Here is a 23,799-nt window from a genome sequence, read left to right on the forward strand (position 1 = left end):
CGAAAGCGCGCCCGCCCATGCCCACCATCGCCATCATCGGGCGCCCGAACGTCGGCAAGTCGACGCTGTTCAACCGTCTCGTCGGCAAGCGTCTTGCGCTCGTCGATGATCGGCCGGGCGTGACGCGCGACCGGCGCGAGGGCGAGGCCTCGCTTCTCGACATCGAGTTCACGATCGTCGACACGGCTGGTCTCGAGGAGGCAGGCGCCGATACGCTCGAGGGCCGCATGCGCGCCCAGACCGAGACGGCGATCGACGCGGCGGACCTCTCGCTCTTCATCGTCGACGCCAAGTCAGGGATGACGCCGCAGGACCTCTCCTTTGGCGATCTCCTGCGCCGCAAGGGGCGCCCCGTCGTGCTCGTTGCGAACAAGGCCGAGGCGCGAGGGTCCGACGAAGGCTTCTACGACGCCTTCACTCTCGGGCTCGGCGAGCCTGTCGCGATCTCGGCCGAGCACGGCGAGGGCATGGGCGACCTGCGCGACGCGATCGTCGCCGCGCTCGGTGAAGAAGCCTTCGCGGACGAGGGCGAGGAGGCCGAGGCGTCCGTCGACGTGGAGTTCGATGCCGATGGCGAGCCGATCGAGAGCTACGACGACACCAAGCCGCTGCGGATCGCCATCGTGGGGCGGCCGAATGCCGGCAAGTCGACGCTGATCAACCGCTTCCTCGGCGAGGAACGACTGCTGACCGGACCGGAAGCCGGCATCACGCGTGATTCGATCTCGGTCGAGTGGGAATGGCGGGGACGCCGCGTGAAGATGTTCGACACGGCGGGCCTGCGTCGAAAGGCGAAGGTGCAGGAGAAGCTCGAGAAGCTTTCCGTCGCCGACGCCCTGCGCGCCATCAAGTTCGCCGAAGTCGTCGTCGTCGTCCTCGATGCAACGATACCCTTCGAGCGGCAGGATCTGCAGATCGCCGACCTCATCGCCCGCGAAGGGCGCGCGCCTGTGATCGCCTTCAACAAATGGGATTTGATCGAAGATCGTCAGGCGACGCTGGCGGATCTGCGCGAGAAGACGGAGCGGCTTCTGCCGCAACTTCGCGGCGTTCAGGCCGTGACGATCTCGGGTGAGACCGGCGCTGGTCTCGACCGACTGATGAAGGCGATCGCGGCCACGCACGCGACCTGGAACCGACGTGTTTCGACGGCGCGGCTCAATCAGTGGCTGGAGCGGATGGTGACGCACCATCCGCCTCCGGCGGTCGCCGGGCGGCGCGTCAACGTGAAATACATGACGCAGGTGAAGAGCCGTCCACCGACCTTCGTGATCTCCACCTCGCGACCCGAGGCACTCGGCACCAGCTACGTCCGCTACCTCATCAACGGCCTGCGCGAGACCTTCGACCTGCCCGGGATTCCGATCCGCATCAACCTGCGCAAGCCGGCCAATCCCTACGCATCCAAGAAGAAGCGTTAAGGCACGGGTCACGATCCCAGCCATCGTGGCTTGAATGTCACGCTCGCGTGTGAAACACGAAGCACGAAAACCGACTGGGCGCAGGCCGCCCGCAGATCGCCATTTTCGATGCGTTAACCAAGAAACAAGGTTAATGCTCGATTATCGCTCCACGTTAAGGTGATGTGGAGCGGACCATGCGGGCGAGGGGACTACGAGGGGGGCGACCGTTGGGGCGCAGCAAGAGGACGATGGCGGCCGCGGTCGCCCGTGTCACCGTGCTGGCGACGCTGTCGCTGACCTTCACCCCGTTTCTCGCCACGTCCCTTTCCACAGGTGACCGTCCGTCCGTCGTCGAGGAGGCGAACGCGGCGCTCTTTGCCGAGGGGCTCGTCTCCGAATCGCGCGGGCTCTGGGAGGATCGCGGTCCGGCCAACATGGCCGAGCGTGGCGGCCGCGTCCTGATGCTCGTCGCCGAGCGCGGCGACCGCCCGTTTCAGGCGGGCCGGATCGCAAGCCGGGGGAGCCTTCTGGGCAGCGGCCTCGTGGCGGGGGACGAACTGATGCGCACCGCCCTGGCTGGCCCGCAGGACATTTCCACCCGCATGAGCCTGGCCGCCAATCTCATGCGCCGCGGCATCCGCGTCGATGCGCCGGCGGGCGTCATGACGGCGGCACTGCGCACCGATCAGGGCCCGGGCAGCACCGCCAATGACGGCGCCGAGCTCGCCTACGCACCGTCTGCCGGGCCTTCGGCATCGTCGCGCTTCAACGACATCCTCCAGGATCGCGGCGGCGCGTTCATCCCGCCGATCGGCGAGAAGGACCACTCCTGGGCCGCGACACCGCTGTCACCCGCCGTCTTCTCCAAGGAGGAGCAGACCTGTCTCGCCACCGGCATCTACTTCGAGGCGCGCGGCGAGGTGTCGCGCGGCCAGGAAGCGGTCGCGCAGGTGATCCTGAACCGGGTGCGCGCACCATCCTATCCGGACACGATCTGCGGCGTCGTCTACCAGAACCGCCACATGCGCAATCGCTGCCAGTTCTCCTTCGCCTGCGACGGCATCCCCGACCGCATCACCAACAAGGCAGCCTACGCCAAGGCCGAACGTATCGCGCTGGCGACCACAAAGGGCGAAATCTGGCTTCCCGAAGTCGGCTCGGCCACGCATTACCATGCGACCTATGTGCGCCCGCGCTGGGCCCGCGCGATGGAGCGCGTCGACAAGATCGGGCTGCACGTCTTCTACCGCACCTTCGGCGGCGGCTGGAACTGACGCTCGGCTGCAGTACATGACTTGACGCGGGCGGTGCCGATGCGCCGCCCGCTCTCGTATTTCCGGAGCGTGCGATGAGCGAAAAGGGCGAGGACCATCAGTGGGCCGAGCGCCGCGCGAGCCTCGATGAGAAGCTCGGCGTGCACAGGGCGCGGCGGGAAGTGGAGACGCGGGCGCAGGCCCAGCGTGTCGGTGGCATGCGCGGAATGGCCGAAGGCCTCAAGATCGCCAGCGAATTCGTCTCGGGAATCGCCGTCGGTGCGCTTCTGGGCTACGGCATCGACTATTTCGCCGGAACCGGGCCCTTCGGCCTCATCATCTTCCTGCTTCTCGGTTTTGCCGCAGGAGTTCTGAACGTGGTTCGCTCCCAGTCGGGCCAGCGCGGGCCACACAGCGCCGATAAGGTCGAAAACGAGGGCGATTCATCGCCTTGAAGGTGTTGCGAAGCTGGTTTCGGGACGCTAAGGGAGTGGCGCCCGGCAAAGGGCACCCAGCATGAGGACCTGACGTTTGGCGACCGATCCGCTCTACCAGTTTCAGATTTCACGGCTTGTTCCGATCGAAGTCGGGGGCGTCGATCTCTCCTTCACCAATTCTTCGCTGTTCATGGTTGCGACCGTCGCGGCGACAACCGCGTTCCTCTACTGGTCGACCCGCGGGCGCGGCCTCGTGCCGAACCGCTCACAGTCGGTTTCCGAGCTCGCCTACGAGTTTATCGCCAAGATGCTCCGAGACGGCGCAGGGTCGGACGGGATGCGGTTCTTCCCCTTCGTCTTCTCGCTCTTTCTCTTCATTCTCGTCGCCAACCTCTTCGGAATGTTCCCGTATTTCTTTACGGTGACGAGCCATATCATCGTGACTTTCGCGCTCGCGATGCTGGTGATCGGCACGGTTGTGGTTTACGGCATCTACCATCACGGGCTCGGCTGGTTCCGCATCTTCATCCCGTCCGGCGTGCCGGCTGCCGTGGTGCCCTTCGTCTCGCTGATCGAGGTGATCTCGTTCCTCTCGCGCCCAGTGTCGCTGTCGGTTCGTCTCTTTGCCAACATGCTGGCGGGCCACATCACGCTCAAGGTCTTCGCGGGCTTCATCATCTCGCTCGGCAGTCTCGGTGCGCTCGGCATTTTCGGTGCCGTCCTGCCGCTGATCATGACGATCGCGATCACCGCGCTCGAATTTCTGGTCTCGTTCCTCCAAGCCTACGTCTTCGCGGTTCTGACCTGCATGTATCTCAATGATGCGCTGCACGTGCATCACTGATCTTCCGCACCGCGCGGCCTGAGGCTGCGTGACTATCCCGCACGATCCCATTGAAGGAGTTTGACATGGAAGCGGACGCTGCACGTTACATTGGCGCTGGCCTGGCCTGTTTCGGCATGGCCGGTACGGCTCTGGCCCTCGGCAACATCTTCTCGAGCTTCCTGACGGGCGCCCTGCGCAATCCGTCGGCTGCCGACGGTCAGTTCGGCCGCCTCGTCTTCGGCTTCGCCGTGACCGAGGCTCTCGGCATCTTCTCGCTGCTGATCGCGCTGCTCCTCCTCTTCGTCTGATCGAAGTCGAGAAAGAGGATCGTGTTTCCGGCCGCCCGTTCGGGGCGGCCGGTCAGTTTCGCCGGAGTGACAGATGTTTGTCCGTGACGCGCAAGCGCAGACAAGTGAGCCGGACGTCGGCGGGGCGCACACCCTGACTGATTCACCGACACCGCCGACCGCGGAAGCCATCGGGCTTCACGAGGAGGAGGTGGGCGGATTCCCGCCGCTGGAGAGCGAATTCTTCGCATCCCAGCTTCTCTGGCTCGCAATCACCTTCGGCCTTCTCTACTGGGTGATGTCGAAGACGCTGGTTCCGCGTCTGTCCGGCATCATCGAGAACCGTCAGGACCGGATCGCGCTCGACATCGACGCCGCAGAGCGCATGCGCGCCGACGCGGACGCCGCTCAGGCTGCATACGAGCAGGATTTGGCGGAGGCGCGCGAGCGCTCTCACAAGATCGCGTCGGACGCGCGCGACGCGGCCAAGGCGGAGGCGGAAGCCGAGCGCAAGAGATCGGAGGCCGAACTTGACGCCAGGCTCGAAGCCGCGCAGGTGAGGATCGGCGAGATCAAGGCGAAGGCTCTGGCCGACGTCGACGCGATCGCCGAGGAGACTGCCGAGGCGATCCTCAACGAACTCACCGGACTGAACGTCACGCGCGAGGAAGTCGCCGCCGCCGTTCGAGAGACCGGAATGGGCCAGGAGGCGCGTCATGCTTGAGGATTCCAGTTTCTGGGCCCTTGTCGGCCTCATTCTCTTCCTCGCGCTGATCGCCTATCTCGGTGCGCCGAAGATGATCGCCAAGTCGCTCGACGGGCGTGCGGAGCGCATTCGCCGCGAGCTGGACGAGGCGCGCGACCTGAAGGAAGAAGCCAAGCAGCAGCTTGCCGAGTATCAGCGCCGGCGCCGTGAAGCGGAGGCCGAAGCACGCGAGATCGTCGCAGGAGCCGAGCGGGAGGCCAAGGCAATTCTCGACGAGGCACGCAGCAAGAGCCACGATTACATCGAGCGCCGCACGCGCTCGGCTGAGATGAAGATCGCCCAGGCCGAGAACGATGCCATCGCGGAAGTTCGCGCTTCTGCCGTCAATCTCGCGATCGATGCGGCAACGCGGGTGATCTCGCAAAAGGATGCGGGCGCCGACCCGGCGATGACGCAGAAGTCGATCGAGGAGATCCGCCGCCGCCTGAACTAGGCTTCGGTCGATACCCTGATCAATGAGAGCGCCGGTCCAGAGGGCCGGCGTTTTGCGTTTTGCGTCGGAGTAAGGGCGGGCTGGGGTGAGGCGCTGCGGCACGGCCAACCCCAACGGCCGAGGCTTCGGAAGCAGGTACGGCGTTTTGTTCTCCCGCGTCCACCACGATCAGCCGATGGCATCGGGTTCGAGGCAGCCGACGATCGGTCAGATCAGGAGGGGCTCTTCCTGGCGAATGGGCCGGAAGCTCATGCGGTGGAAGGGGCAAGGGCCATGCCGCAGCAGTGCCTCGAGATGCGGCGGCGTCGCATAGCCCATGTGGCGACTGAACCCATAGTTCGGAAAGCGCGCGCAGAGCCGCGTCATGATCCGGTCTCGCGCGACCTTGGCGACGATCGAGGCCGCCGCAATCGACAGCGAGCGCGCATCGCCTCCGACGATGGCCGAGCCCTCGCGCAGGAGCGGTGAGGGGACGTCGCGGCCGTCGATCAGGACATGGCAGGGGCGCGTGCCGAGACCGCGCGCGGCTCGCACCATCGCCAGCAGCGTCGCTTGCCGGATGTTCAGAGTGTCGATCTCGATCGCGCTCGCGGAGGCGATCGAGACGCTTGCCCAGCGCAGGATCTCCGGGAACAGCCGTTCGCGGTCCGCCGCATCGAGTTTCTTCGAATCGTTCAGCCCATCAGGCACGTTGAGTGGGTCGAGGATAGCCGCTGCCGTCACCACCGGCCCGGCGAGGGGGCCGCGTCCGGCCTCGTCCACCCCCGCGACGATGCGTGCGCCCCGCGCCCGGCGCTCATCCTCAAGCGAAAAGTCAGGTACAGTCGTTGCGGCAGGCGCGCGACGAGCGCGAGCGGTCGACGAATTGCGCGGAGAATCGGGTCGAAGGAAAGCCATGGTGCGGCGAGGCTCCTCCATCGCCCGATTCTCCGCAAGCCTTTCCCGCCGATGAAGCGGGAAAGGCGGCACCGGCCGCGTCGAGGAACGCGGACGGCGATCGGCATGCCGGTCTTCTCAAAGCAGTGCCAGCTGGACGCCAGCCCCCTTCGGAGCCGTGAAAAGGTCGGTGCGCAGAGCGGTGCGTCGTTCGTTCAGGCCGAGACGGCGAGCGGCGAGTTCAAAGCGTCGCCGGATTTGCATGGCGTACGGGCCCGTGCCGCGCATGCGCTTGCCCCATTCGGCGTCGTAGTCCTTGCCGTCCCGCATCGAGCGCAGGAGTGAGAGCACGTGCCGGTAGCGATCCGGGTAATGCTGCAGGAGCCAGTCCTTGAAGATCGGCGAAACCTCCAGCGGCAGGCGCAGCAGCACATAGCCCGCCTCGCGGGTGCCGGCTTCGCGCGCAGCCTCCAGAAGTCGCTCGATCTCGCTGTCCGTCAGCCCGGGGATGATCGGCGCCGTCATCACCATCGTCGGTACGCCCGCCTCGCTGAGTGCCTTCACAGCCTCCAGCCGCCGCGTCGGCGTGGCGGCGCGCGGCTCCATCGTGCGGGCGAGCCGCCGATCGAGCGTCGTCACCGACATGGCCACCTTCGCGAGGCCCCTGGACGCCATGCGCGACAGGATGTCGATGTCACGCATGACAAGCGCCGACTTCGTCACGATGCCGACCGGGTGGTTCGCGGCCTCCAGCACCTCGAGGATCTCGCGCATGATGCCGTAGCGCTTTTCGATGGGCTGGTAGGGGTCGGTGTTGGTACCGATCGCGATCGTGCGGACCTCGTAGCCGGGCTTGGAAAGCTCGGCCTCGAGGAGCGATGCCGCGCCCGGCTTTGCGAAGAGCTTCGATTCGAAATCGACGCCCGGCGACAGGCCCATATAGGCATGTGTGGGGCGGGCGAAGCAGTAGACGCAGCCGTGTTCGCAGCCGCGATAGGGGTTGATCGAGCGGTCGAAGGAAATGTCCGGAGAGGTATTGCGGGTGATGATCGTGCGTGGCCGCTCGACCTGAACGTCGGTCTTGAAGGCCGGTAGGTCTTCCAGCGAACTCCAGCCGTCGTCAAAGCTGGAGCGGGCGAAGGGTTCGAAACGCCCGCTCGGATTGATGCCGGCACCGCGCCCGCGCCTTCGCGCGGGGTCGATCCGTGTCCGCGCCAGCATCCGATTGGCGATCTCGACTCCATCGCTCTGCGCAAAGGCCGCGCGATCCGCTGCCATGATCTCCTGCATCAGAGGCACTCCCTCGGTGTGTTAACGAAGTCCTAACGCCGGAGGGAGAACAATACAAGAACAAAAGGGTTCCGTGGCGCAGCGCTGGCCTCGCTTGTTCCGTTGCGTTATCGAGGGACATGGTCAGCGCTTTTCTGGAAATGCGGGACAATGACGCCGCCGCGCTCGGCATGACGCTGGCATCGCTCGTGCCCGGCGCCGTGGAAGGCGTACTGCGCGAAGTCGTCATACTCGATGCCGGCATGGGAGCCGATGTGAGAGCCGTCGCCGAACACGCGGGCTGCGTGGTGCGCCCCGTCGACGAGCTCGAGGGGGCGCTCCACGGTGCAAAAGGGGAGTGGGTGCTTCTTCTGGAACCCGGTGCGACCCTGATGCCGGGCTGGGCCGAGGCTTTGGGGACGACGGTCGCGGCCGCTGGCGATGCATGCCGCCTCACGAACGAGGATCGTTCCCTCATCGCGCGGCTGTCGGACATGACGGCCCGAAAACGGCCGTGGCGGCTCGGCCTCGTGATGCGTCGGCGGGTCCTGTGCGATCGTGCGCGCTCGGGCCGCGTCAGTCTCGTCGAATTGACCAGAGCCGTCCGCGCCGGTCCCGTGCCAGCACTGATCCGGCCTGCGAGAAGACCGGCGGCGGGTCTTTAGGCCGACCGACCGCCCCTTCGCAGATGCTCGTCGAGGCGCGGCATGATCTCGACGAAGTTGCAGGGCCGATGACGATAGTCGAGCTGGTCCTTGAGGATATGGGCCCACGCATCGCGGCAGGCGCCGGGCGAGCCCGGCAGCACGAACACGAAGGTTGCGCGTAGGACGCCGGCCGTTGCGCGGGACTGGATGGTCGAGGCGCCGATCGTCTCGAACGAGATGCGATGGAAGATCGCGGAGAAGCCATCCATGCGCTTCTCGAAGAGTGGCTCCAAGGCTTCGGGCGTCACGTCTCGGCCGGTGAAGCCGGTGCCGCCGGTGGTGATGACGACATCCACCGCCGGATCGTCGGCCCAGCCGTTCACGGCGTCACGGATCGCCTCCACGTCGTCGGCCACGATGCGGCGTTCCGCCACCCGATGGCCGGCTTCCGTCAAAAGGCTTTCCAGCGTGTCGCCGGAGCGATCGTCGGCGGCCGTGCGCGTATCGGATACCGTCAGAACCGCGATGGAAAGCGGCAGGAAATCACGATCGCTCATCACCTGGCCTTGCGTTGCCGCAGGTCGTCGCAACGACCCACCATTGCGGGAAGGTGCGGGCGAGGGCACCCGCTGCCTCATCGGCCTCCTCCATCGTCTGGAAGAGGCCGAACACGGTGGCGCCGGAGCCGGACATCCGCGACAATGCCGCGCCACTCGTCGTGAGGGCCGCGAGCGCTTCGCCGATGGCGGGAGCGATGGACAAAGCTGGCTGCGTCAAATCGTTTCGGCAGCTGCGAAGGTAGCCGACAAGCGCTTCGGCGTCCCGGAACCCATCGCCGGGTAGAGCCGCCGGCAAAGCGTTGTTGCGGTCCATGAGGCCTGCGAAGACTGCGCGCGTTTCCACAGGAACGCCGGGATTGACGAGGACGACCGGCATCCGTCCGAAGGCGGCGACGGGCTCGACCATCTCGCCGATCCCACTGACTCGTGCGGCGAAGCCATCGAGGCACATCGGCACGTCGGCGCCAAGGGTCACCGCCTCCCGGGCGACGGCGTCGCGCAGATGCGGGTGATCGGCGAGAAGGATGGACAAAAGCGCTGCTGCATCGGCTGAGCCGCCACCGACGCCGGAGGCGACGGGCAGCCGTTTTTCGAGGTGGATCGCGAGCGGCGGGATCGTATCACCGGCTTGTTCGGCGATCCGCCTCGCGAGCCGCAGTGCCCTGAGAACGAGATTGTCGTCGTCCGCCGAAAGACCCGCGGAGAAAGCCCCGACGATCGTCAGGCGGTCGGCGTGCGAGGGTTCGATGGTCAGTTCGTCGCCGTGGTCGGCGAAGGCGACGAGACCGTCGATCCGGTGATAGCCGTCCTCGCGAAGCCCCACGACATGCAGAGACAAATTGATCTTGGCGGGCGCGCGGATCGCCTTTGTGCCGATCTTCGTCGCCTCGGGCGCGAGCGCGTCCGCTTCCATTGCGGCGTTCCTTACTGCGCCGGCTGCGTGCCCTCGGCGCGCTCCTCGGGCGCCTGCGGCTCCGTCTGGTCCTGGTAGGAGGGCGTGACGTCTGAGCCGACGGGACCGAGACCCTCGTCCAGCTTGACGCGGATCTTCTCGGCAACGTCTTCTTCCGGCGCCGGGTTGGCGTTCAAGGCCCGTTCCCACTGGAAGCGGGCCTCGCGCTGACGCCCCACCCGCCAGTAGGCGTCGCCCAGATGATCGTTGATCGTCGGGTCGGACGGCGTGATCAGGACGGCGCGCTCAAGCTCCTCGACGGCCTCGTCGAAACGCTGGAGACGATAATAGGCCCAGCCGAGAGAATCGATGATGTAGCCGTCATTCGGGCGCAGATCGACGGCTGTGCGGATCATCTCGAGGCCCTCCTCGAGATTGCGGTTCATGTCGACCCAGGAATAGCCGAGATAATTCAGGACCTGCGGCTGATCAGGCGAGAGCTCGAGAGCCCGTCTAAAGTTCGGCTCGGCGCGGTCCCACTCTTTCAGGCGCTCATAGGCGATGCCGCGCTGGTAGTAGATGTTCCAGTTGTTGGCACCGTCCTCGGGCGCGATCTCGATCGCACGCTCCAGAACTTCGGCTGCCCGCCGATAGTCCCTGTTCGCGGACAGGACGTCGGCGAACGCGAGATGGGCCTGCAGATCGTCCGGATAGTCCGCAACCGCCCTTTCCAGATGGTCTCGAGCCTCCTCCTTGCGGTCGGCGTACCAAAGGTCGAGGCCCATCTGGAGCTCGGCCGTGCGCCGGTAGGGCGAAGTGGTCGGCACCTGCTCGTAGTAGGCGATCGCGGCGTCGATCCGCCCCGCACGCTCGGCGATGCCGGCCAACGCAGTCAGAAGCTTGGGCGAGGTCTCGTCTGCGACCGCGTCGGCGAACTGGAAATAAAGGAGTGCGACCTGCTGGCCTTCGCCACGGTTGATCGCCTGACCTAGGATGTAGAGGGCCTCCGACGCGCCGTCGCGGGCACTCCTGACGGGCGCGGCGATCGACTCGCGCAGAGCTGCGTCGTCGTCTCCGGCGGCCTCGATCTTCGCTTCGAGCGACAGGAGCGGATCGTAGGTTGGGGCAAGTTCCAGTCCGCGCTGTGCAGCCGCGAGCGCCGCCTCGCGGTCCCCGGCACGCGCCTCGATCTGCGTCAGTGCCTCGGCTGCGGCGAGATAGGCGTCCGGTGAGGTCTGCACCGAGGTGCGGTCGTCGAGGAGGACGTTCAGAATGCGCCGCGCCTCGTCGTCCTGCCCGTCGAGCGAGGCCATCAGTGCGCGCTGGTAGAGGTTGAAGATCGGGAACCACGGCGGCCCGTTGATCTCGTCGACGCGCTGCATGGCATCCGAGACCCGTCCGTCGCCAGCTTCGGCCCAGGCTGCGAGATGGCCGATGAGGAGCTGATCCAGCTCGCTCGGCTCTTCGATGGCGAGCCGTTCGATCGCTTCGGAGGCACGCCCGTCACGAAGAGCGGCGATGCCGAGGGCGAGGCGCGCGACCTTGCCGGCGTCCGGATCGTCGGCCAAATCCCGCGCAAGGGCCACGCCATCGTCGAAGCGGCCCTCGGCGAGATAGGCGAACATCGCCTCCTGGCGCAGCGTGGTCGATTCAGGATCGATCTCGAGAGCCTTGTCGAAATAGATGCCCGCCGCATCCAGAGCGCCCTCGGCCTGCGCTGCCTTGGCGGCGAGATACGCGCCGGGAAGCGTCTCGGCGTTCATCGCCAGCGCCTCCCGTGCCGTCGTGGCGAAGGCGGTGCCGCCCAGTGCCGTAGAGGCGAGAGCGGCCGCAAGGGCTAGACGGGACAGGCGCAGGATCTGCACGGATCGTTATCCTTTCACGATCGACCGATCGAAAGCGACGATGGGCCTTCCAGAATGGTCGATAGGGTCCTGAGGCGGCGAAGGCACCGCAAATCTACCGGGCGTGGGCAGAGTCGGAAAGCAGATAGACGTTTTTGCGGCCAACGACCGCGATAGGTATCAATTGATGCGGTCGATGCAGAAGGCGACCACATCGGCCAGTGCCTCGCGCGCCGCGGGATCGGGCACCGCCCGCGTTGCGGCGAATGCCGAACGGCCGAATGCGCGTGCTCGCTCCTTCGTCTCGTCGAGGGCGCCGTGAGCGGCCAGAAGCGAACGGGCATGCCGCAGCGCGTCATTGCCGTTCTCGCCTTCCTCCATCGCCGAGCGCCAGAAGACGCGCTCCTCCTCGCTGCCGCGTGCATAGGCGAGGATCACCGGCAGCGTGATCTTCCCCTCGCGAAAATCGTCGCCGACATTCTTCCCCAGCGCGTCGGCCGAGCCGCCATAGTCGAGCACGTCGTCGACGAGCTGGAAGGCGAGGCCGAGATCGCGGCCGTAGAGGCGCATCGCGTCCTGCGCCTCCTGCGGGGCCTGCGCGATGACGGGGCCGACCTCCGTTGCCGCCGAGAAGAGCGCGGCGGTCTTGGCGTCGATGACGGCCATGTAGTCCTTTTCGCTCGTCGCCATGCTTTTCGCCGCCGAAAGCTGCCAGACCTCGCCCTCGGCAATAACGGCCGAGGCATTGGAGAGAATGGCGAGCGCGCGCATCACGCCCACTTCGACCATCATCCGGAACGCCTGGCCGAGGAGATAGTCGCCGACGAGGACGCTCGCCTGGTTGCCCCAGATCATGCGCGCCGTCTTGCGACCGCGACGTAGATCGCTCTCGTCCACGACATCGTCGTGCAGAAGCGTCGCCGTGTGCAGGAACTCGACGCTCGCCGCCAGCTTCACATGCGCTTCGCCGCGGTAGCCGAAGGCGAGGGCGGAGGCGATGGTCAGCATCGGGCGCAGGCGCTTGCCGCCCGACGAGATGAGATGATCGGCGATCTGCGGAATCAGCTCGACGTTGGAGCCGGCCATCGAGAGGATGAGCGCGTTGACGCGGCTCATGTCCGCCTTCGTCAGGTCGGCGATCGCGGCGACCGAGGGGCGGGCCGCGACGTCGGGCTTGGGATGGGCGACGCTCAAGGCGAACCTCCGTTGTTGCGCGCGGCATAAACACGCGCGACGGCGACGGCAAGGCGGAAGATCATAACGCCGGGCATCGGGTATGGTGCCGAAGCGGTGCTGCCGGGCGTCGCATGCCTTGCGGCTGCCCCTCTTTTGGTGGACATCATGCCCCATGCTCGAGCTGATGCGCACCACCGACGCCGTCCTGATCTCCTTTGTGGACGCCCTTTTGAAAGACGCCGGTATCACGCATATCGTCGCGGACAGCCACATGAGCATCCTCGACGGCTCGATCGGCATTCTCCCCCGTCGCATCCTCGTCGATGCCGAGCGCATCGAGCAGGCGCGCCGCATCCTGCGCGATGCCGAACTCGGCCATGAGCTCTCCTGAGGCCGGCGAGCGGGCCGACCGCTTTCATCGCGGCCGCTTCACCCTCATCCAGCCGGCCGTCGGCGGCTACCGCGCCGGGCTCGACGCGATGCTCCTCGCCGCGACCGTGGCAAAGGACATGGAGGGTACCGCGCTTGATCTCGGCGCGGGAACCGGCGCCGTCGGGCTTGGCGCGGCGGCCCTTGCTCCCGCGCTTCGGGTGGTGCTCGCAGAACGGGACGAAGCCTGCGCCGCCGCACTTGCGCGCACGCTCTCGCTCGCCGGGAACGCTGACTTCGCCGCGCGCAGCCGGGTCGCACGGCTGGACGTGCTGGCCGGACGCGCGGCGCGCGAGGCGGCCGGTCTCGCCGATGGCGGTTTCGATCTCGTTCTGACGAACCCGCCATTCTATCCGGCCAATCATCGCGTTTCGCCCGATCCACGCCGCCGCGCCGCGCTGAACGTCGAAGGACCGGATTTCCTCCTGCGCTGGCTGCGGGTTGCGGCCGCGCTCGTCGCTCCGCGCGGTCGTCTCCACGCGATCGTGCGACCTGCTGATCTGCCGACCGTCTTCACGGCACTGGAGAACAGGCTCGGGGCGCTCTCGATCCTTCCGGTCCACACGAGGCCCGGGGCGGCGACGCGCCTCCTCGTCGGCGCGCGCCGCGGCTCGCGAGCCGCGCCGTCGATCCTTCGGGCCGTCGTCCTCTTTGGGCCGGACGGTTCGGCGAACGAGCTTTCGGGTGAGATCGGCGACGGTGCCGCACATCTTTCGCTTGCCGCGGGGCGCTGACCGGCCTTTGCGAAGGAGCGCCGTGGCTCTTACATCCGCCGGATCGAAGCAAGATAAAGGCGATGCCCCGTGAGATTCCCGACAAGGCTCCTCCCGAAGCGCTTTCGCAAGGACGAGGTCGCCGTTCCGGTCGTCCGCATTCACGGAACCATCATGTCGGGAGGCGGGCCGCTGCGCCAGAGCGTTTCGATGGCCTCCGTCGCCCCGCTCCTCGACCGGGCCTTCGCGATGAAGGACGCGCCGGCGGTCGCCATACAGGTCAACTCGCCGGGCGGCTCGCCCGTCCAGTCCCGTCTGATCTTCCAGCGCATCCGCGATCTGGCGGCCGAGAAGAACAAGCATGTCATCATGTTCTGCGAGGATGTCGCAGCCTCAGGCGGCTACATGATCGCCTGCGCGGGTGACGAGATCGTCGCAGATCCGTCCTCGATCGTCGGGTCAATCGGCGTCGTCTCGGGCGGCTTCGGTTTCGTCGACCTTCTCGGCAAGATCGGCGTCGAGCGGCGTGTCCACACAGCCGGTACGAACAAGGCGATCCTCGATCCGTTTCGCCCCGAGCGCGCCGAGGACGTGGAACATCTGAAGAGCCTGCAGGCCGAAATCCACGAGACCTTCGTCGACCTCGTCAAGACGCGCCGCGGCGGGCGCCTAGTGGACGACCCGGACCTCTTCTCTGGGCTGTTCTGGTCCGGCACTCGTGGCCGGGCGCTCGGCCTCGTCGACAGGCTCGGCGACCTGCGTTCCGTTCTGCGCGAACGGTATGGCGATAAGGTGCGACCTGTGATGATGCAGGCGCGTCGCGGCCTCTTCGGAACGCGGGCCCCGGCACCGGGCATCGAAGGCAGCGCTGCCGCGATCGGCGCGGGCGCCGTTTTACAGATCGCCTCACTGGCGGAGGAGCGCGCTCTGTGGGCGCGTTACGGCCTTTGACGGAGCTTTGATCGCAGTGCCTTTACTTCGCCGCTCTGGCTCAACATAGTCGGCGACAGAAGGTCTCTTCCCATGGTCGATCTCATGCCTCCGCTGCTGCTTCTGGGTTTTGTAGGTGCTGCCGCCTATTACGGCTTCCAGCAGATGAAGAAGGATGCCGCGCGCGTGACCGAGCGCAACCGGCAGGCGGAGGCCGAGCAGCGCAACCGCGCGCACGGCACGCTCGTGCGCGGCCAGGATGGCGTGTATCGCCTTCGCAAGGATTGAGGGACCTCGCTTTCGCGCGATCCTCTGCCATTGACCCTTCACGGGCGCGCGTGGCACGAGCGGGTGAAGCCGCTTCAACCTCAGGCGCCCGATGCTCGAAACTGCCCCTTACATGCGCCCGGAACGCTCGTTCCAGGGTCTGATTCTCGCCCTTCACCGCTACTGGGCGGATTACGGCTGTGTCGTCCTGCAGCCCTATGACATGGAAGTGGGCGCGGGCACGTTCCATCCGGCGACGACGCTGCGCGCGCTCGGGCCGAAGAGCTGGAACGCGGCCTATGTGCAGCCTTCGCGCCGTCCCAAGGATGGGCGCTACGGTGAGAATCCCAACCGCCTCCAGCACTACTACCAGTATCAGGTGATCCTGAAGCCGAACCCCTCGAACCTGCAGGAACTCTATCTCGGCTCCCTGAAGGCGATCGGCATCGACACCGCACTCCACGATATCCGCTTCGTCGAGGACGACTGGGAGAGCCCGACGCTCGGCGCCTGGGGCCTTGGCTGGGAATGCTGGTGCGACGGGATGGAGGTCTCGCAGTTCACCTATTTCCAGCAGGTCTGCGGGATCGAGTGCGCGCCTGTGGCGGGTGAACTGACCTACGGGCTCGAGCGGCTGGCGATGTACGTCCAGAACGTCGACAACGTCTACGACCTGAACTTCAACGGCCGCGACGGCGACGAGAAAGTCACCTATGGCGATGTCTTCCTGCAGGCCGAGCAGGAGTATTCGCGCTTCAACTTCGAAATCGCCGACACGAAGATGCTGCTGTCGCATTTCGACGATGCCGAACGCGAGTGCGCCGCGATCCTGAAGGCGGGCGAGCCGGGCGAGAAGGGCGGACTTCACCGCTGCGTGTTGCCGGCCTACGACCAGGCTATCAAGGCGAGCCATGCCTTCAACCTCCTCGACGCGCGCGGGGTGATCTCCGTGACGGAGCGTCAAAGCTATATCCTGCGGGTGCGCACCCTCGCCAAGGCGTGCGGCGAGGCATTTCTGCTGACGGAAGCCGGCGGGGCGCTGCTCGCCGCCTGATCGAGGTGTCCCGGGTCGTTCGCCCTTCCGGCGACGACATTCTCCCCGCCGCACCGGCGCTCGGGAACGACATTCGCGCTGGGTGTCGTCATGGCATTGGGTGGCAAGCGATCCGAAAGCCTCGGACACATAGCTCGCTGGCCGTCGGACCTGTTCCGGCTGGCCCCCCGCTCTATCTGCCTGTCCTCAACGATCGAGGGAACCGGTCATGCAGTGGAGAGGCCGTCGCCAGAGCACCAACGTCTCAGACCGCCGAGGCGGGGGAGGCGGTTTTTCCGGTGGTCGCGGCGGCGGTTTGCGGGTTCCGATCCGCGCCGGCGGCGGCGGCGGAATCGGTTTTCTCCTCATCATTGGCGCGCTCTGGCTCTTCTTCGGCATCAATCCGCTGACGCTCCTCGGAATGACTGACGGCGGCGGCAATGCACCGACCCGAACCGCGCAGGGCCCGGGTGTTCAGGGCACGGCCGATGAGACGGACGATTTCATCGCGACAGTCCTCGCCGACACCGAGGACGTCTGGAACGCGCGCTTCGAGGCCGCGGGCGAGACCTATCCCGAGCCGACGCTGGTGCTCTTCACCAACACCGTCTCCTCCGGCTGCGGGTTCGCGGGAGCGGCCACCGGCCCCTTCTACTGCCCCCGCGACCAGAGCCTCTACCTCGACCTCGGTTTCTTCGGCCAACTCGCGAACGATCTCGACGCGCCGGGCGACTTTGCGCAGGCCTATGTGATCGCGCACGAGGTCGGGCATCACGTCCAGAACGTGATGGGAACGCTCGGGGAGACGCAGCGGCTTCGCCAGCAGCTGCCCGAGGCGGAGGCGAACCGAATCTCCGTCCAGACCGAGTTGCAGGCGGACTGTTATGCCGGCGTGTGGGCGCACGACGTCTACCAGGACGGGTATCTCGATGACGGGGACATCGACGAGGCGCTGAACGCGGCCAGCCAGATCGGCGACGACACGCTCCAGCGCCGCAGCCAGGGCACCGTCGTGCCCGATTCCTTCACGCACGGCACCTCCGAGCAACGCCAGACATGGTTCCGTCGTGGATACGAGAGCGGCGAGACGGCGAGCTGCGACACCTTCGCAGGCGCGCTCTAGCCTTGCATTCGGACGGCGGGCGTGATGTTTCGCCCCGCGCGACATCACCCCGCCCGAAAGCCTGACACGCGATCCCATGCCCGACCTGCTTCTCGAACTCCGCTCCGAAGAGATTCCCGCGCGCATGCAGCGCAAAGCCGCCGGCGACCTGCGCAAGCTCGTCACCGACGCTCTGGTGGAGGCGGGGCTCACCTACGAGGGGGCGCGCGAATACTGGACTCCGCGCCGTCTGACGCTCGACATCCGTGGGCTGGAAGCGCGTTCGAAGGACCGGCGCGAAGAGCGCAAGGGACCGAAAGTCGGCGCGCCGGAAAAGGCCATCGAGGGCTTCTTGCGCGCTGCCGGCCTGGCCTCCATCGAGGAGGCGAGCATTCAGAGCGACAAGAAGGGCGACTTCTACGTCGCGACGAGCGTGAAGCCAGGCCGCCCCGCGGAAGAGATCGTCGCCGAGTTCATGCCGGCTATCGTGCGCGATTTCCCGTGGCCAAAGTCGATGCGCTGGGGCCCTGCCTCCGCACGCCCCGGCTCCTTGCGCTGGGTACGCCCGTTGCAGTCGATCCTGTGCGTTTTCGGCCCCGAAGTAGGCGAGACGGCGGTGGTGGAATTCGAGATCGACGGCTTGCACTCCGGCAACACCACCGTCGGCCACCGTTTCCACGCGCCCGACCCGATCATGGTGCGGCGTTTCGATGATTATGTCGCGAAGCTCGAAGCGGCCCACGTCGTTCTCGATGCCGAGCGCCGGAAGGAGGTCATCCGCACCGACGCGCAGAACCTCGCCTTTGCGCAAGGGCTTGAGCTCGTCGAGGACGAGGGGCTTCTGGAGGAAGTGTGCGGTCTCGTTGAGTGGCCTGTGGTGCTGATGGGCGCCTTCGACGAGGCGTTCCTCTCCATCCCGCCGGAGATGATCCGCCTGACGATCCGCACCAACCAGAAGTGCTTCGTGACGCGGCAGATGGGCGGTGAGGGGCTTTCCAACCGCTTCCTCCTCGTCTCCAACATCGAGGCGAGCGACGGCGGCGCCGAGATCGCGCGCGGCAACGGCAAGGTGGTTCGCGCGCGGCTCTCGGACGCGCTCTACTTCTGGAACACCGACCAGCAGGACCTGCCGGACGTCGCCGCGCTGAAAGGCTCGGCGGAGGCCTTCGGGCTCGACCTCGCCCGGCCGCTCGATCAGCGCATGGCCAAGCTCGACGCGCTGGGCGTCACCTTCCACGCCAAGCTCGGCACGCAGGGCGAGCGGGTGAAGCGCATCGCCGCGCTCGCAGAGGCGCTGGCACCGAGCGTCGGCGCCGATCCGGCCGAAGCGCGCCGTGCAGCCGTCCTCGCAAAGGCGGACTTGACCAGCGAGGCCGTGGGCGAGTTCCCGGAACTGCAGGGCCTGATGGGCCGCAAATATGCCGGCCTCCAGGGCGAGAGCGAAAGCGTGCAGGCGGCGATCGAGGATCACTACAAGCCGCTCGGGCCGACCGATAGCGTGCCAGCCAATCCGGTGGCGGTGGCAGTCGCGCTTGCCGACAAGCTCGATACGCTCGTCGGCTTCTGGGCGATCGACGAGAAGCCGACTGGCTCGAAGGACCCCTACGCGCTGCGCCGAGCCGCGCTCGGCGTCATCCGCATCGTCCTCGACAACCGCCTGCGCCTGCCGCTTGGACCGCTGATGCCGGCGGGCGATCTCCTTTCCTTCTTCCACGACAGGCTGAAGGGGCAGTTGCGCGACGAAGGTGCGCGGCACGATCTCGTCGACGCTGTTCTCTCGTCCGGCTCGGGCGAGGGTGCGAAGGACGACCTTCTCGACATTGCGGAACGCGTCGCCGCGCTCGGTTCGCTTCTGGAGACCGAGGACGGCCGCAACCTCCTCGCCGCCTATCGCCGCTCGGCCAACATCCTTGCCGCCGAAGAGAAGAAGGGCACCGCAGTCGCGCCCGCCGTTTCGCGCGATGTGCTCGTGGAAGCGGAGGAAACGGCGCTGTTCGATGCTGTCGAGTATGCTGAACGCGAGCTCGACACGGCGCTCGCTGCCGAGGATTACCGGCAGGCGACGGCTGCTCTCGGAAAGTTGCGCGGCCCTGCCGACGCGTTCTTCGAGAAGGTTCTCGTCAACGCGGAAGACGAGGGGCTGCGCGCCAATCGCCTGGCGTTGCTGGCGCGAATCCGGTCGGCCACCGAACGCGTCGCGGACTTTTCGCGGATCGCCGGTTGATCCGCCGCACGGGTTCCCACGGTCCGTCGCGCCGCAGGCAAGCTTTCGTTAAGCAAGATTTGGCTTGATAGGCGCTCGGCCGAAAAAAATGTCGAGGTCGCCGGACCGACGCCTGCCACAATGAATCACGGGAACGTGACGAAGTCGCCCGGAACCTGACAAAAACTGTCGGCACAAGGACTTAATCGCATCCGGCTCCTCTGCGGAGACAGGCCGGGCCCGAAATCTCTGTACGCATTCCCGGTCGTCCCCTCCTCGCGTTTTCTGGGGAATGACGCCGGATCGCATGGGGCAGGTCGACCGACCTCTTCGCCGCTTCCCGCCAGGGGTGCGGCGGCGATGGCGGTGACGACGAGGGGAACTCCTGTATGCTGAAGTTGAGCGTGGCCATCGCGGCCGCCGGTCGATGGTCGTTGGCATTCGTTGCCGGAGCGATGGTGCTCGGTGCGCTTCCCGCGCAGGCCGAATGGGATCGCCCCTGGAAAGACGAGAGCCGGGCCCTCGTGATCGACGCCTATGAGTTCAATCCGATCAATTGGGCGGAGATGACCTCGGACGAGCGGATCGCCGGCTTCATCTCGAAGGCTTCCGACGGTTTGCCGCCCGCCTGGTCGTGCCGAGGCCTTTCGGGAGACGACGAGCGCCTGTGCAAGAACCGCTGGTGGAAGTACTCCGTCACGCAGGAGCTCTATTTCACCCGCCGCGAGATGGCGAAGATGCTTGGCCTCAAATGGGGCGCCTACCATCTCGGCCGCCCCGGCAATCCGCGCGAGCAGGCCGACCACTTCATCGACTTCGCCAAGCCCGAGGAGGACGAGCTGATCGCCCTCGACATCGAGGACAACGATCCCGACGCCTGGATGTCGCTCGCGGACGCGGAAATCTTTGCCGAGCAGATCAAGATCCGCGTCGGGCGCTATCCGGTGCTCTACACCAATGGCAGCACCGCCGCCTACATCTCGAAGAACGCTTCGGATTATCCCCTGCTGTCGCGCCTGCCGCTCTGGTACGCGCGTTATCGCGACGACATCACCGGCATGTTCCCGGAGGAAACGTGGCCCAGCTACGCGCTGTGGCAGTTCGCATCCATGCACAATTGCAACGGCCGCTCCTGCCCCTATCGCGTGCAGGGCACGAAGACCGACATCGACGTGAACGTCTCGCCGTTGACGGTGGCCGAACTGAAGGAGGCGTGGCCCTTCGCCGATCTGGTCGGCGACGCCCCAGCGCCGCCCATGCACCCGAACTCCGACGCGCTGATCGCGAGTGCGGCAGCAAAGGCCGGCGATTCGATTGAGGCCGTCGGCTCGATCGTCGCCGCCAATGACAATGCGGACGACGAGGGACCTGGCGCGATGCTTGCCGCCTACGGGCCGAGCGGAGAGTCGGGCGGCAGCCACGTTGATCCGCTTCAACTCCTGACGGAGGTTGCGCGCCGCGAACACACCCAGGCTGGCCGCAGCCCGGTTCTCTCCGCGCTGACGACCACTGCCCCGCGCGTCGAGCCGGATCTGCCCGCCGACGCCAAGGTCCGCCGCGCGCCACCGCTGCGCACGCAGGATGTCTCGGCCGGCATGATCGATGCGTTCGGTCAGCTTCAGGGCGATATGTCCAAGGTGCGGGAAATCCTGGCCCCGGAAACGCCGGCCGCCGGAACGCTGCAGAACGCCGCACGCCTCGATGAACTGGCGCAGGCGCGGGTCGACGCCCACTCTCGCATCGCGGAGCGCCTCCGCGAAGCGGCTGCCCATCCCGAGCCGGAGCGGCGTTCGTCGCTCGACGATGAAGAGAAGGGCGGCTGGGCGCTTTCGAGCGTGACCAGCCGCATCGCATCCGCCTTCCGGTAGTCGACATTCGCGGGACACGTCCGGCCCGCGCTTGGAGCGCGGGTCTTTCCGCATTATGGCTTGCCGCGTGATGGACACGCGTACCCTTTCCCTGAACGATCCGCATGCCGAGGCCGAGGCGGTTCGTGTGCTGGCGGCCGGCGGTCTCGTCGCGCTGCCGACCGAAACGGTCTACGGCCTGGCCGGCGACGCCACGCGCGGCGAGAGTGTCGCGCGCATCTTCGAGGCGAAGGGTCGGCCGAGCTTCAACCCGCTGATTGCTCACGTGAGCGATCGCGAGATGGCACGCCGGATTGCGCGGTTTGATGCTAGCGCCGAACGGCTCGCCGATCTGTTCTGGCCCGGTCCGCTGACGCTCGTCCTGCCGCTGGAGGAGGGGTCGCCCGTGCATCCGCTGGCGCTGGCCGGGCTCTCGAGCGTCGCGGTTCGAATGCCGCGCGGCGCCGCTTCCGACATCATTGCCAAGCTCGGTAGACCGCTCGCGGCACCCAGCGCCAACGCCTCTGGCCGCGTCAGCGCGACTAGCGCCGGGGAGGTTCGACGCACGCTCGGCGGACGGATCGAGCTCATCCTCGACGGTGGGCTATGCGCCCTCGGTCTCGAATCGACGATCCTCAAGGTCGAGGCGGACGGGATCCGTCTCCTGCGGCCCGGCGCGCTGACCGTCGAAGAGGTCGAGGCCGCGACAGGGGCGCAAATTCTGGCCGCGTCGGGCGGCGGTATCGAAGCGCCCGGCCAGATGTCGTCGCACTACGCGCCTTCCGGGAGAGTGCGGCTCGGCGCGCGAAACGTGGAGCCGGGCGAGCATTTTCTCGCCTTCGGTCCACAGGAGGTGCCGGGCGCCGGCGAGGCGGCGGCGCTCGTTAATCTCAGTGAGGCAGGCGATCTGCGCGAGGCGGCGGCGGGGCTCTTCGCCGCACTCGCCGGTTTCGACGATCCGGCGATCGAGCGCATTGCCGTCGCGCCGATCCCGGAGAGGGGGCTCGGACAGGCGATCAACGACCGCTTGCGGCGCGCCGCTGCGCCGCGTGAATGACAGGAAAGGGAGGGTCATGGACGCGAGGGGAGAGACAAAGGGCAGGCCGCTCGACGAAGCGGTGATCGAGCGCTTCCGCGAGATCGTCGGGCCGGCCAACGCATTGAGCGAGCCGGGCATGATCGCGCCTTACATGCACGAGCCGCGCGATCTCTTCGCGGCCGATGGTCGGCTGGTTCTGCGCCCGGCCGATGTCGGCCAGGTTTCCGCGGTCCTCCGCCTGGCGAGCGAGACTCGCACCCCCATCGTGCCGCAGGGCGGGAACACCGGTCTCGTCGGCGGCCAGATGCCGCGCGGCCCGGGGGAGGTGGTGCTGTCGCTGTCGCGCCTCGATCGCATCCGCGAGGTCGATCCGGTCGGGCGCACGATGACCGTCGAAGCCGGCGCTGTCCTTCAGAACGTGCACGAGGCGGCGGACGAGGCCGGGCTGTTCTATCCGCTGTCGCTCGGTTCGCAGGGCTCGTGCCAGATCGGAGGTAACCTTGCTTCCAACGCAGGCGGCACGGGCGTTCTGGCCTATGGCAACAGCCGCGATCTGTGCCTCGGGATCGAGGCGGTGCTGCCGTCCGGCGAAGTGCTGAACGGCCTGCGTCGCCTCAAGAAGGACAATCGCGGATACGATTGGCGTCATCTCCTGATCGGCTCGGAAGGCACGCTTGGCGTTATCACCGCCGCCGTCCTCAAGCTCTTTCCCAAGCCTGCGGGGCGCGAGGTGGCCTTTGTCGGCCTGCGCTCGCCCGACAAAGCGATCGCGCTTCTGCGGCGCGCGGAGGGGCTGGCGGGCGGCCAGTTGACGGCGTTCGAGCTGATGGCGCGCATCGGCATGGAATTCACGTTGCGCCACACGCAAGGCGCCCGCGACCCGATGGGCGAGCCGCACGGATGGTACGTGCTTCTCGAGATCTCGTCGCAGCGCTCGGGAGAGGACGCGCGCGAGACGATGGAGCGCGTGCTGTCGGAGGCCTTCGAGGCGGGCGAGATCGAGGATGCCGCGATCGCCCAGTCGGGCGCCGACGCCGAAGCGTTCTGGCGCATGCGCGAGGCCATGAGCTGGGCGCAGAAGCCCGAGGGCGGCTCGATCAAGCACGACGTCGCCGTGCCCGTGGCCGAGGTGCCCCGCTTCCTGCGCGAGGCGGGGGCAGCGGTGACGGCCGCGATGCCGGGCGTGCGCATCGTCGCGTTCGGGCATCTGGGAGACGGCAACATCCACTACAATCTGACGCAGCCGGTCGGGATGGATTCCGCTGTCTTTCTCGATCGCTGGCACGAGATGAATGCGATCGTCCACGCCGTCGTCGCCGGCCTTTCAGGCAGCTTCTCGGCCGAGCATGGAATTGGCCAGCTCAAGCGCGAGGAACTCGCGCGCACCAAGGAGCCGGCCGAGATGGCGCTCATGCGCGCCATCAAGGCGACCGTCGATCCTTACTCGATCTTGAATCCCGGTAAGGTTCTCTAAAGTTTCGTTCAAATTGCGTTTTCGATAACCTTGAGCGCATGCAGGAAGACTTAACCGACTTTCTTAGGTCGAGCGAAACAGCCCCCCTGTAGC

The 23,799-nt window shown here is 66.7% G+C and carries 24 protein-coding genes; 18 read left to right on the forward strand and 6 right to left on the reverse strand.

Annotated elements, in window-relative coordinates; all coding sequences use genetic code 11:
• The first annotated feature begins 17 nt into the window (after positions 1-17).
• The 7 genes from der (at position 18) to H1343_RS07070 (ending at position 5,405) form a co-directional block, all read left to right on the forward strand.
• Positions 18-1,421, forward strand: coding sequence for a ribosome biogenesis GTPase Der (der, locus tag H1343_RS07040; protein ID WP_185985182.1), 1,404 nt, complete (start codon positions 18-20; stop codon positions 1,419-1,421).
• A 230-nt stretch (positions 1,422-1,651) separates the two neighbouring features.
• On the forward strand, positions 1,652-2,677 hold the full coding sequence (locus H1343_RS17190) for a cell wall hydrolase (protein WP_246333422.1): 1,026 nt from the start codon (positions 1,652-1,654) through the stop codon (positions 2,675-2,677).
• A gap of 74 nt (positions 2,678-2,751) precedes the next feature.
• Positions 2,752-3,111 carry an AtpZ/AtpI family protein gene (locus H1343_RS07050; RefSeq protein ID WP_185985184.1) on the forward strand — a complete coding sequence of 120 codons (360 nt, stop codon included), beginning with the start codon at positions 2,752-2,754 and terminating at the stop codon, positions 3,109-3,111.
• A gap of 76 nt (positions 3,112-3,187) precedes the next feature.
• Positions 3,188-3,937, forward strand: a complete 750-nt coding sequence (locus H1343_RS07055) for a F0F1 ATP synthase subunit A (RefSeq protein ID WP_185985185.1) — start codon at positions 3,188-3,190, stop codon at positions 3,935-3,937.
• 65 nt (positions 3,938-4,002) lie between these two features.
• Positions 4,003-4,227, forward strand: a complete 225-nt coding sequence (locus H1343_RS07060) for a F0F1 ATP synthase subunit C (RefSeq protein WP_185985186.1) — start codon at positions 4,003-4,005, stop codon at positions 4,225-4,227.
• A 73-nt stretch (positions 4,228-4,300) separates the two neighbouring features.
• Positions 4,301-4,930, forward strand: coding sequence for a F0F1 ATP synthase subunit B (locus tag H1343_RS07065; RefSeq protein WP_185985187.1), 630 nt, complete (start codon positions 4,301-4,303; stop codon positions 4,928-4,930).
• Positions 4,923-5,405, forward strand: coding sequence for a F0F1 ATP synthase subunit B family protein (locus tag H1343_RS07070; RefSeq protein WP_185985188.1), 483 nt, complete (start codon positions 4,923-4,925; stop codon positions 5,403-5,405). The genes H1343_RS07065 and H1343_RS07070 overlap by 8 nt, the downstream gene beginning before the upstream one ends.
• A gap of 207 nt (positions 5,406-5,612) precedes the next feature.
• On the opposite strand, the gene H1343_RS07075 is transcribed toward H1343_RS07070, so the two are convergent.
• Together H1343_RS07075 and H1343_RS07080 are read right to left on the reverse strand one after the other, a co-directional pair.
• A complete protein-coding gene (locus H1343_RS07075) occupies positions 5,613-6,302 on the reverse strand; it encodes a ribonuclease HII (RefSeq protein ID WP_246333431.1) in 690 nt (229 codons plus the stop codon).
• Positions 6,303-6,419: 117 nt separating this feature from the next.
• Positions 6,420-7,571 (reverse strand): PA0069 family radical SAM protein, encoded by a 1,152-nt coding sequence (locus tag H1343_RS07080; protein ID WP_185985190.1) that lies wholly within the window; start codon positions 7,569-7,571, stop codon positions 6,420-6,422.
• A gap of 119 nt (positions 7,572-7,690) precedes the next feature.
• On the opposite strand from H1343_RS07080, the gene H1343_RS07085 reads away from it, so the two are divergent.
• On the forward strand, positions 7,691-8,215 hold the full coding sequence (locus H1343_RS07085) for a glycosyltransferase family protein (protein WP_185985191.1): 525 nt from the start codon (positions 7,691-7,693) through the stop codon (positions 8,213-8,215).
• Here the strand turns inward: H1343_RS07085 and moaB are convergent.
• The 4 genes from moaB to H1343_RS07105 form a co-directional block, all read right to left on the reverse strand.
• Positions 8,212-8,754 carry a molybdenum cofactor biosynthesis protein B gene (moaB, locus tag H1343_RS07090; protein WP_185985192.1) on the reverse strand — a complete coding sequence of 181 codons (543 nt, stop codon included), beginning with the start codon at positions 8,752-8,754 and terminating at the stop codon, positions 8,212-8,214. The two genes, H1343_RS07085 and moaB, sit on opposite strands and share 4 nt — an antisense overlap.
• Complete coding sequence (locus H1343_RS07095) at positions 8,741-9,670, reverse strand: 4-(cytidine 5'-diphospho)-2-C-methyl-D-erythritol kinase (RefSeq protein ID WP_185985193.1); 930 nt, start codon at positions 9,668-9,670, stop codon at positions 8,741-8,743. The genes moaB and H1343_RS07095 overlap by 14 nt, the downstream gene beginning before the upstream one ends.
• Positions 9,671-9,681: 11 nt before the next feature.
• Entirely contained in the window at positions 9,682-11,514 is a 1,833-nt protein-coding gene (locus H1343_RS07100; RefSeq protein WP_185985194.1) for a tetratricopeptide repeat protein, read from the reverse strand.
• Between the two features lie 159 nt (positions 11,515-11,673).
• Positions 11,674-12,687 (reverse strand): polyprenyl synthetase family protein, encoded by a 1,014-nt coding sequence (locus H1343_RS07105; protein ID WP_246333435.1) that lies wholly within the window; start codon positions 12,685-12,687, stop codon positions 11,674-11,676.
• A gap of 154 nt (positions 12,688-12,841) precedes the next feature.
• Between H1343_RS07105 and H1343_RS07110 the strand changes: the two genes are divergently transcribed.
• The 10 genes from H1343_RS07110 to H1343_RS07155 all read left to right on the forward strand — a co-directional run bounded on the left by H1343_RS07110 (position 12,842) and on the right by H1343_RS07155 (position 23,706).
• A complete protein-coding gene (locus tag H1343_RS07110) occupies positions 12,842-13,060 on the forward strand; it encodes a putative signal transducing protein (RefSeq protein WP_185985195.1) in 219 nt (72 codons plus the stop codon).
• Positions 13,047-13,832: a methyltransferase gene (locus H1343_RS07115; RefSeq protein WP_185985196.1), complete on the forward strand. Its 786-nt coding sequence runs from the start codon at positions 13,047-13,049 to the stop codon at positions 13,830-13,832. The genes H1343_RS07110 and H1343_RS07115 overlap by 14 nt, the downstream gene beginning before the upstream one ends.
• Positions 13,833-13,901: 69 nt before the next feature.
• Positions 13,902-14,762, forward strand: coding sequence for a S49 family peptidase (locus H1343_RS07120; RefSeq protein WP_246333437.1), 861 nt, complete (start codon positions 13,902-13,904; stop codon positions 14,760-14,762).
• An 84-nt stretch (positions 14,763-14,846) separates the two neighbouring features.
• Entirely contained in the window at positions 14,847-15,029 is a 183-nt protein-coding gene (locus H1343_RS07125) for a hypothetical protein (protein ID WP_185985539.1), read from the forward strand.
• A gap of 91 nt (positions 15,030-15,120) precedes the next feature.
• The gene (locus H1343_RS07130; RefSeq protein ID WP_185985197.1) at positions 15,121-16,062 is read left to right on the forward strand and encodes a glycine--tRNA ligase subunit alpha; all 942 of its coding nucleotides are present in this window, start codon (positions 15,121-15,123) and stop codon (positions 16,060-16,062) included.
• Positions 16,063-16,270: 208 nt separating this feature from the next.
• Positions 16,271-17,164, forward strand: coding sequence for a KPN_02809 family neutral zinc metallopeptidase (ypfJ, locus tag H1343_RS07135; RefSeq protein ID WP_185985198.1), 894 nt, complete (start codon positions 16,271-16,273; stop codon positions 17,162-17,164).
• A gap of 76 nt (positions 17,165-17,240) precedes the next feature.
• Complete coding sequence (gene glyS / locus H1343_RS07140) at positions 17,241-19,367, forward strand: glycine--tRNA ligase subunit beta (RefSeq protein WP_185985199.1); 2,127 nt, start codon at positions 17,241-17,243, stop codon at positions 19,365-19,367.
• A 368-nt stretch (positions 19,368-19,735) separates the two neighbouring features.
• Complete coding sequence (locus H1343_RS07145) at positions 19,736-21,214, forward strand: glycoside hydrolase family 25 protein (RefSeq protein WP_185985200.1); 1,479 nt, start codon at positions 19,736-19,738, stop codon at positions 21,212-21,214.
• Positions 21,215-21,284: 70 nt separating this feature from the next.
• Positions 21,285-22,250 carry an L-threonylcarbamoyladenylate synthase gene (locus H1343_RS07150; RefSeq protein WP_185985201.1) on the forward strand — a complete coding sequence of 322 codons (966 nt, stop codon included), beginning with the start codon at positions 21,285-21,287 and terminating at the stop codon, positions 22,248-22,250.
• A 16-nt stretch (positions 22,251-22,266) separates the two neighbouring features.
• Positions 22,267-23,706: an FAD-binding oxidoreductase gene (locus H1343_RS07155; protein WP_185985202.1), complete on the forward strand. Its 1,440-nt coding sequence runs from the start codon at positions 22,267-22,269 to the stop codon at positions 23,704-23,706.
• Positions 23,707-23,799: the final 93 nt, after the last annotated feature.

Source organism: Aureimonas mangrovi, assembly GCF_014058705.1.
In the GTDB taxonomy this organism is placed as follows: Bacteria; Pseudomonadota; Alphaproteobacteria; order Rhizobiales; family Rhizobiaceae; genus Aureimonas; species Aureimonas mangrovi.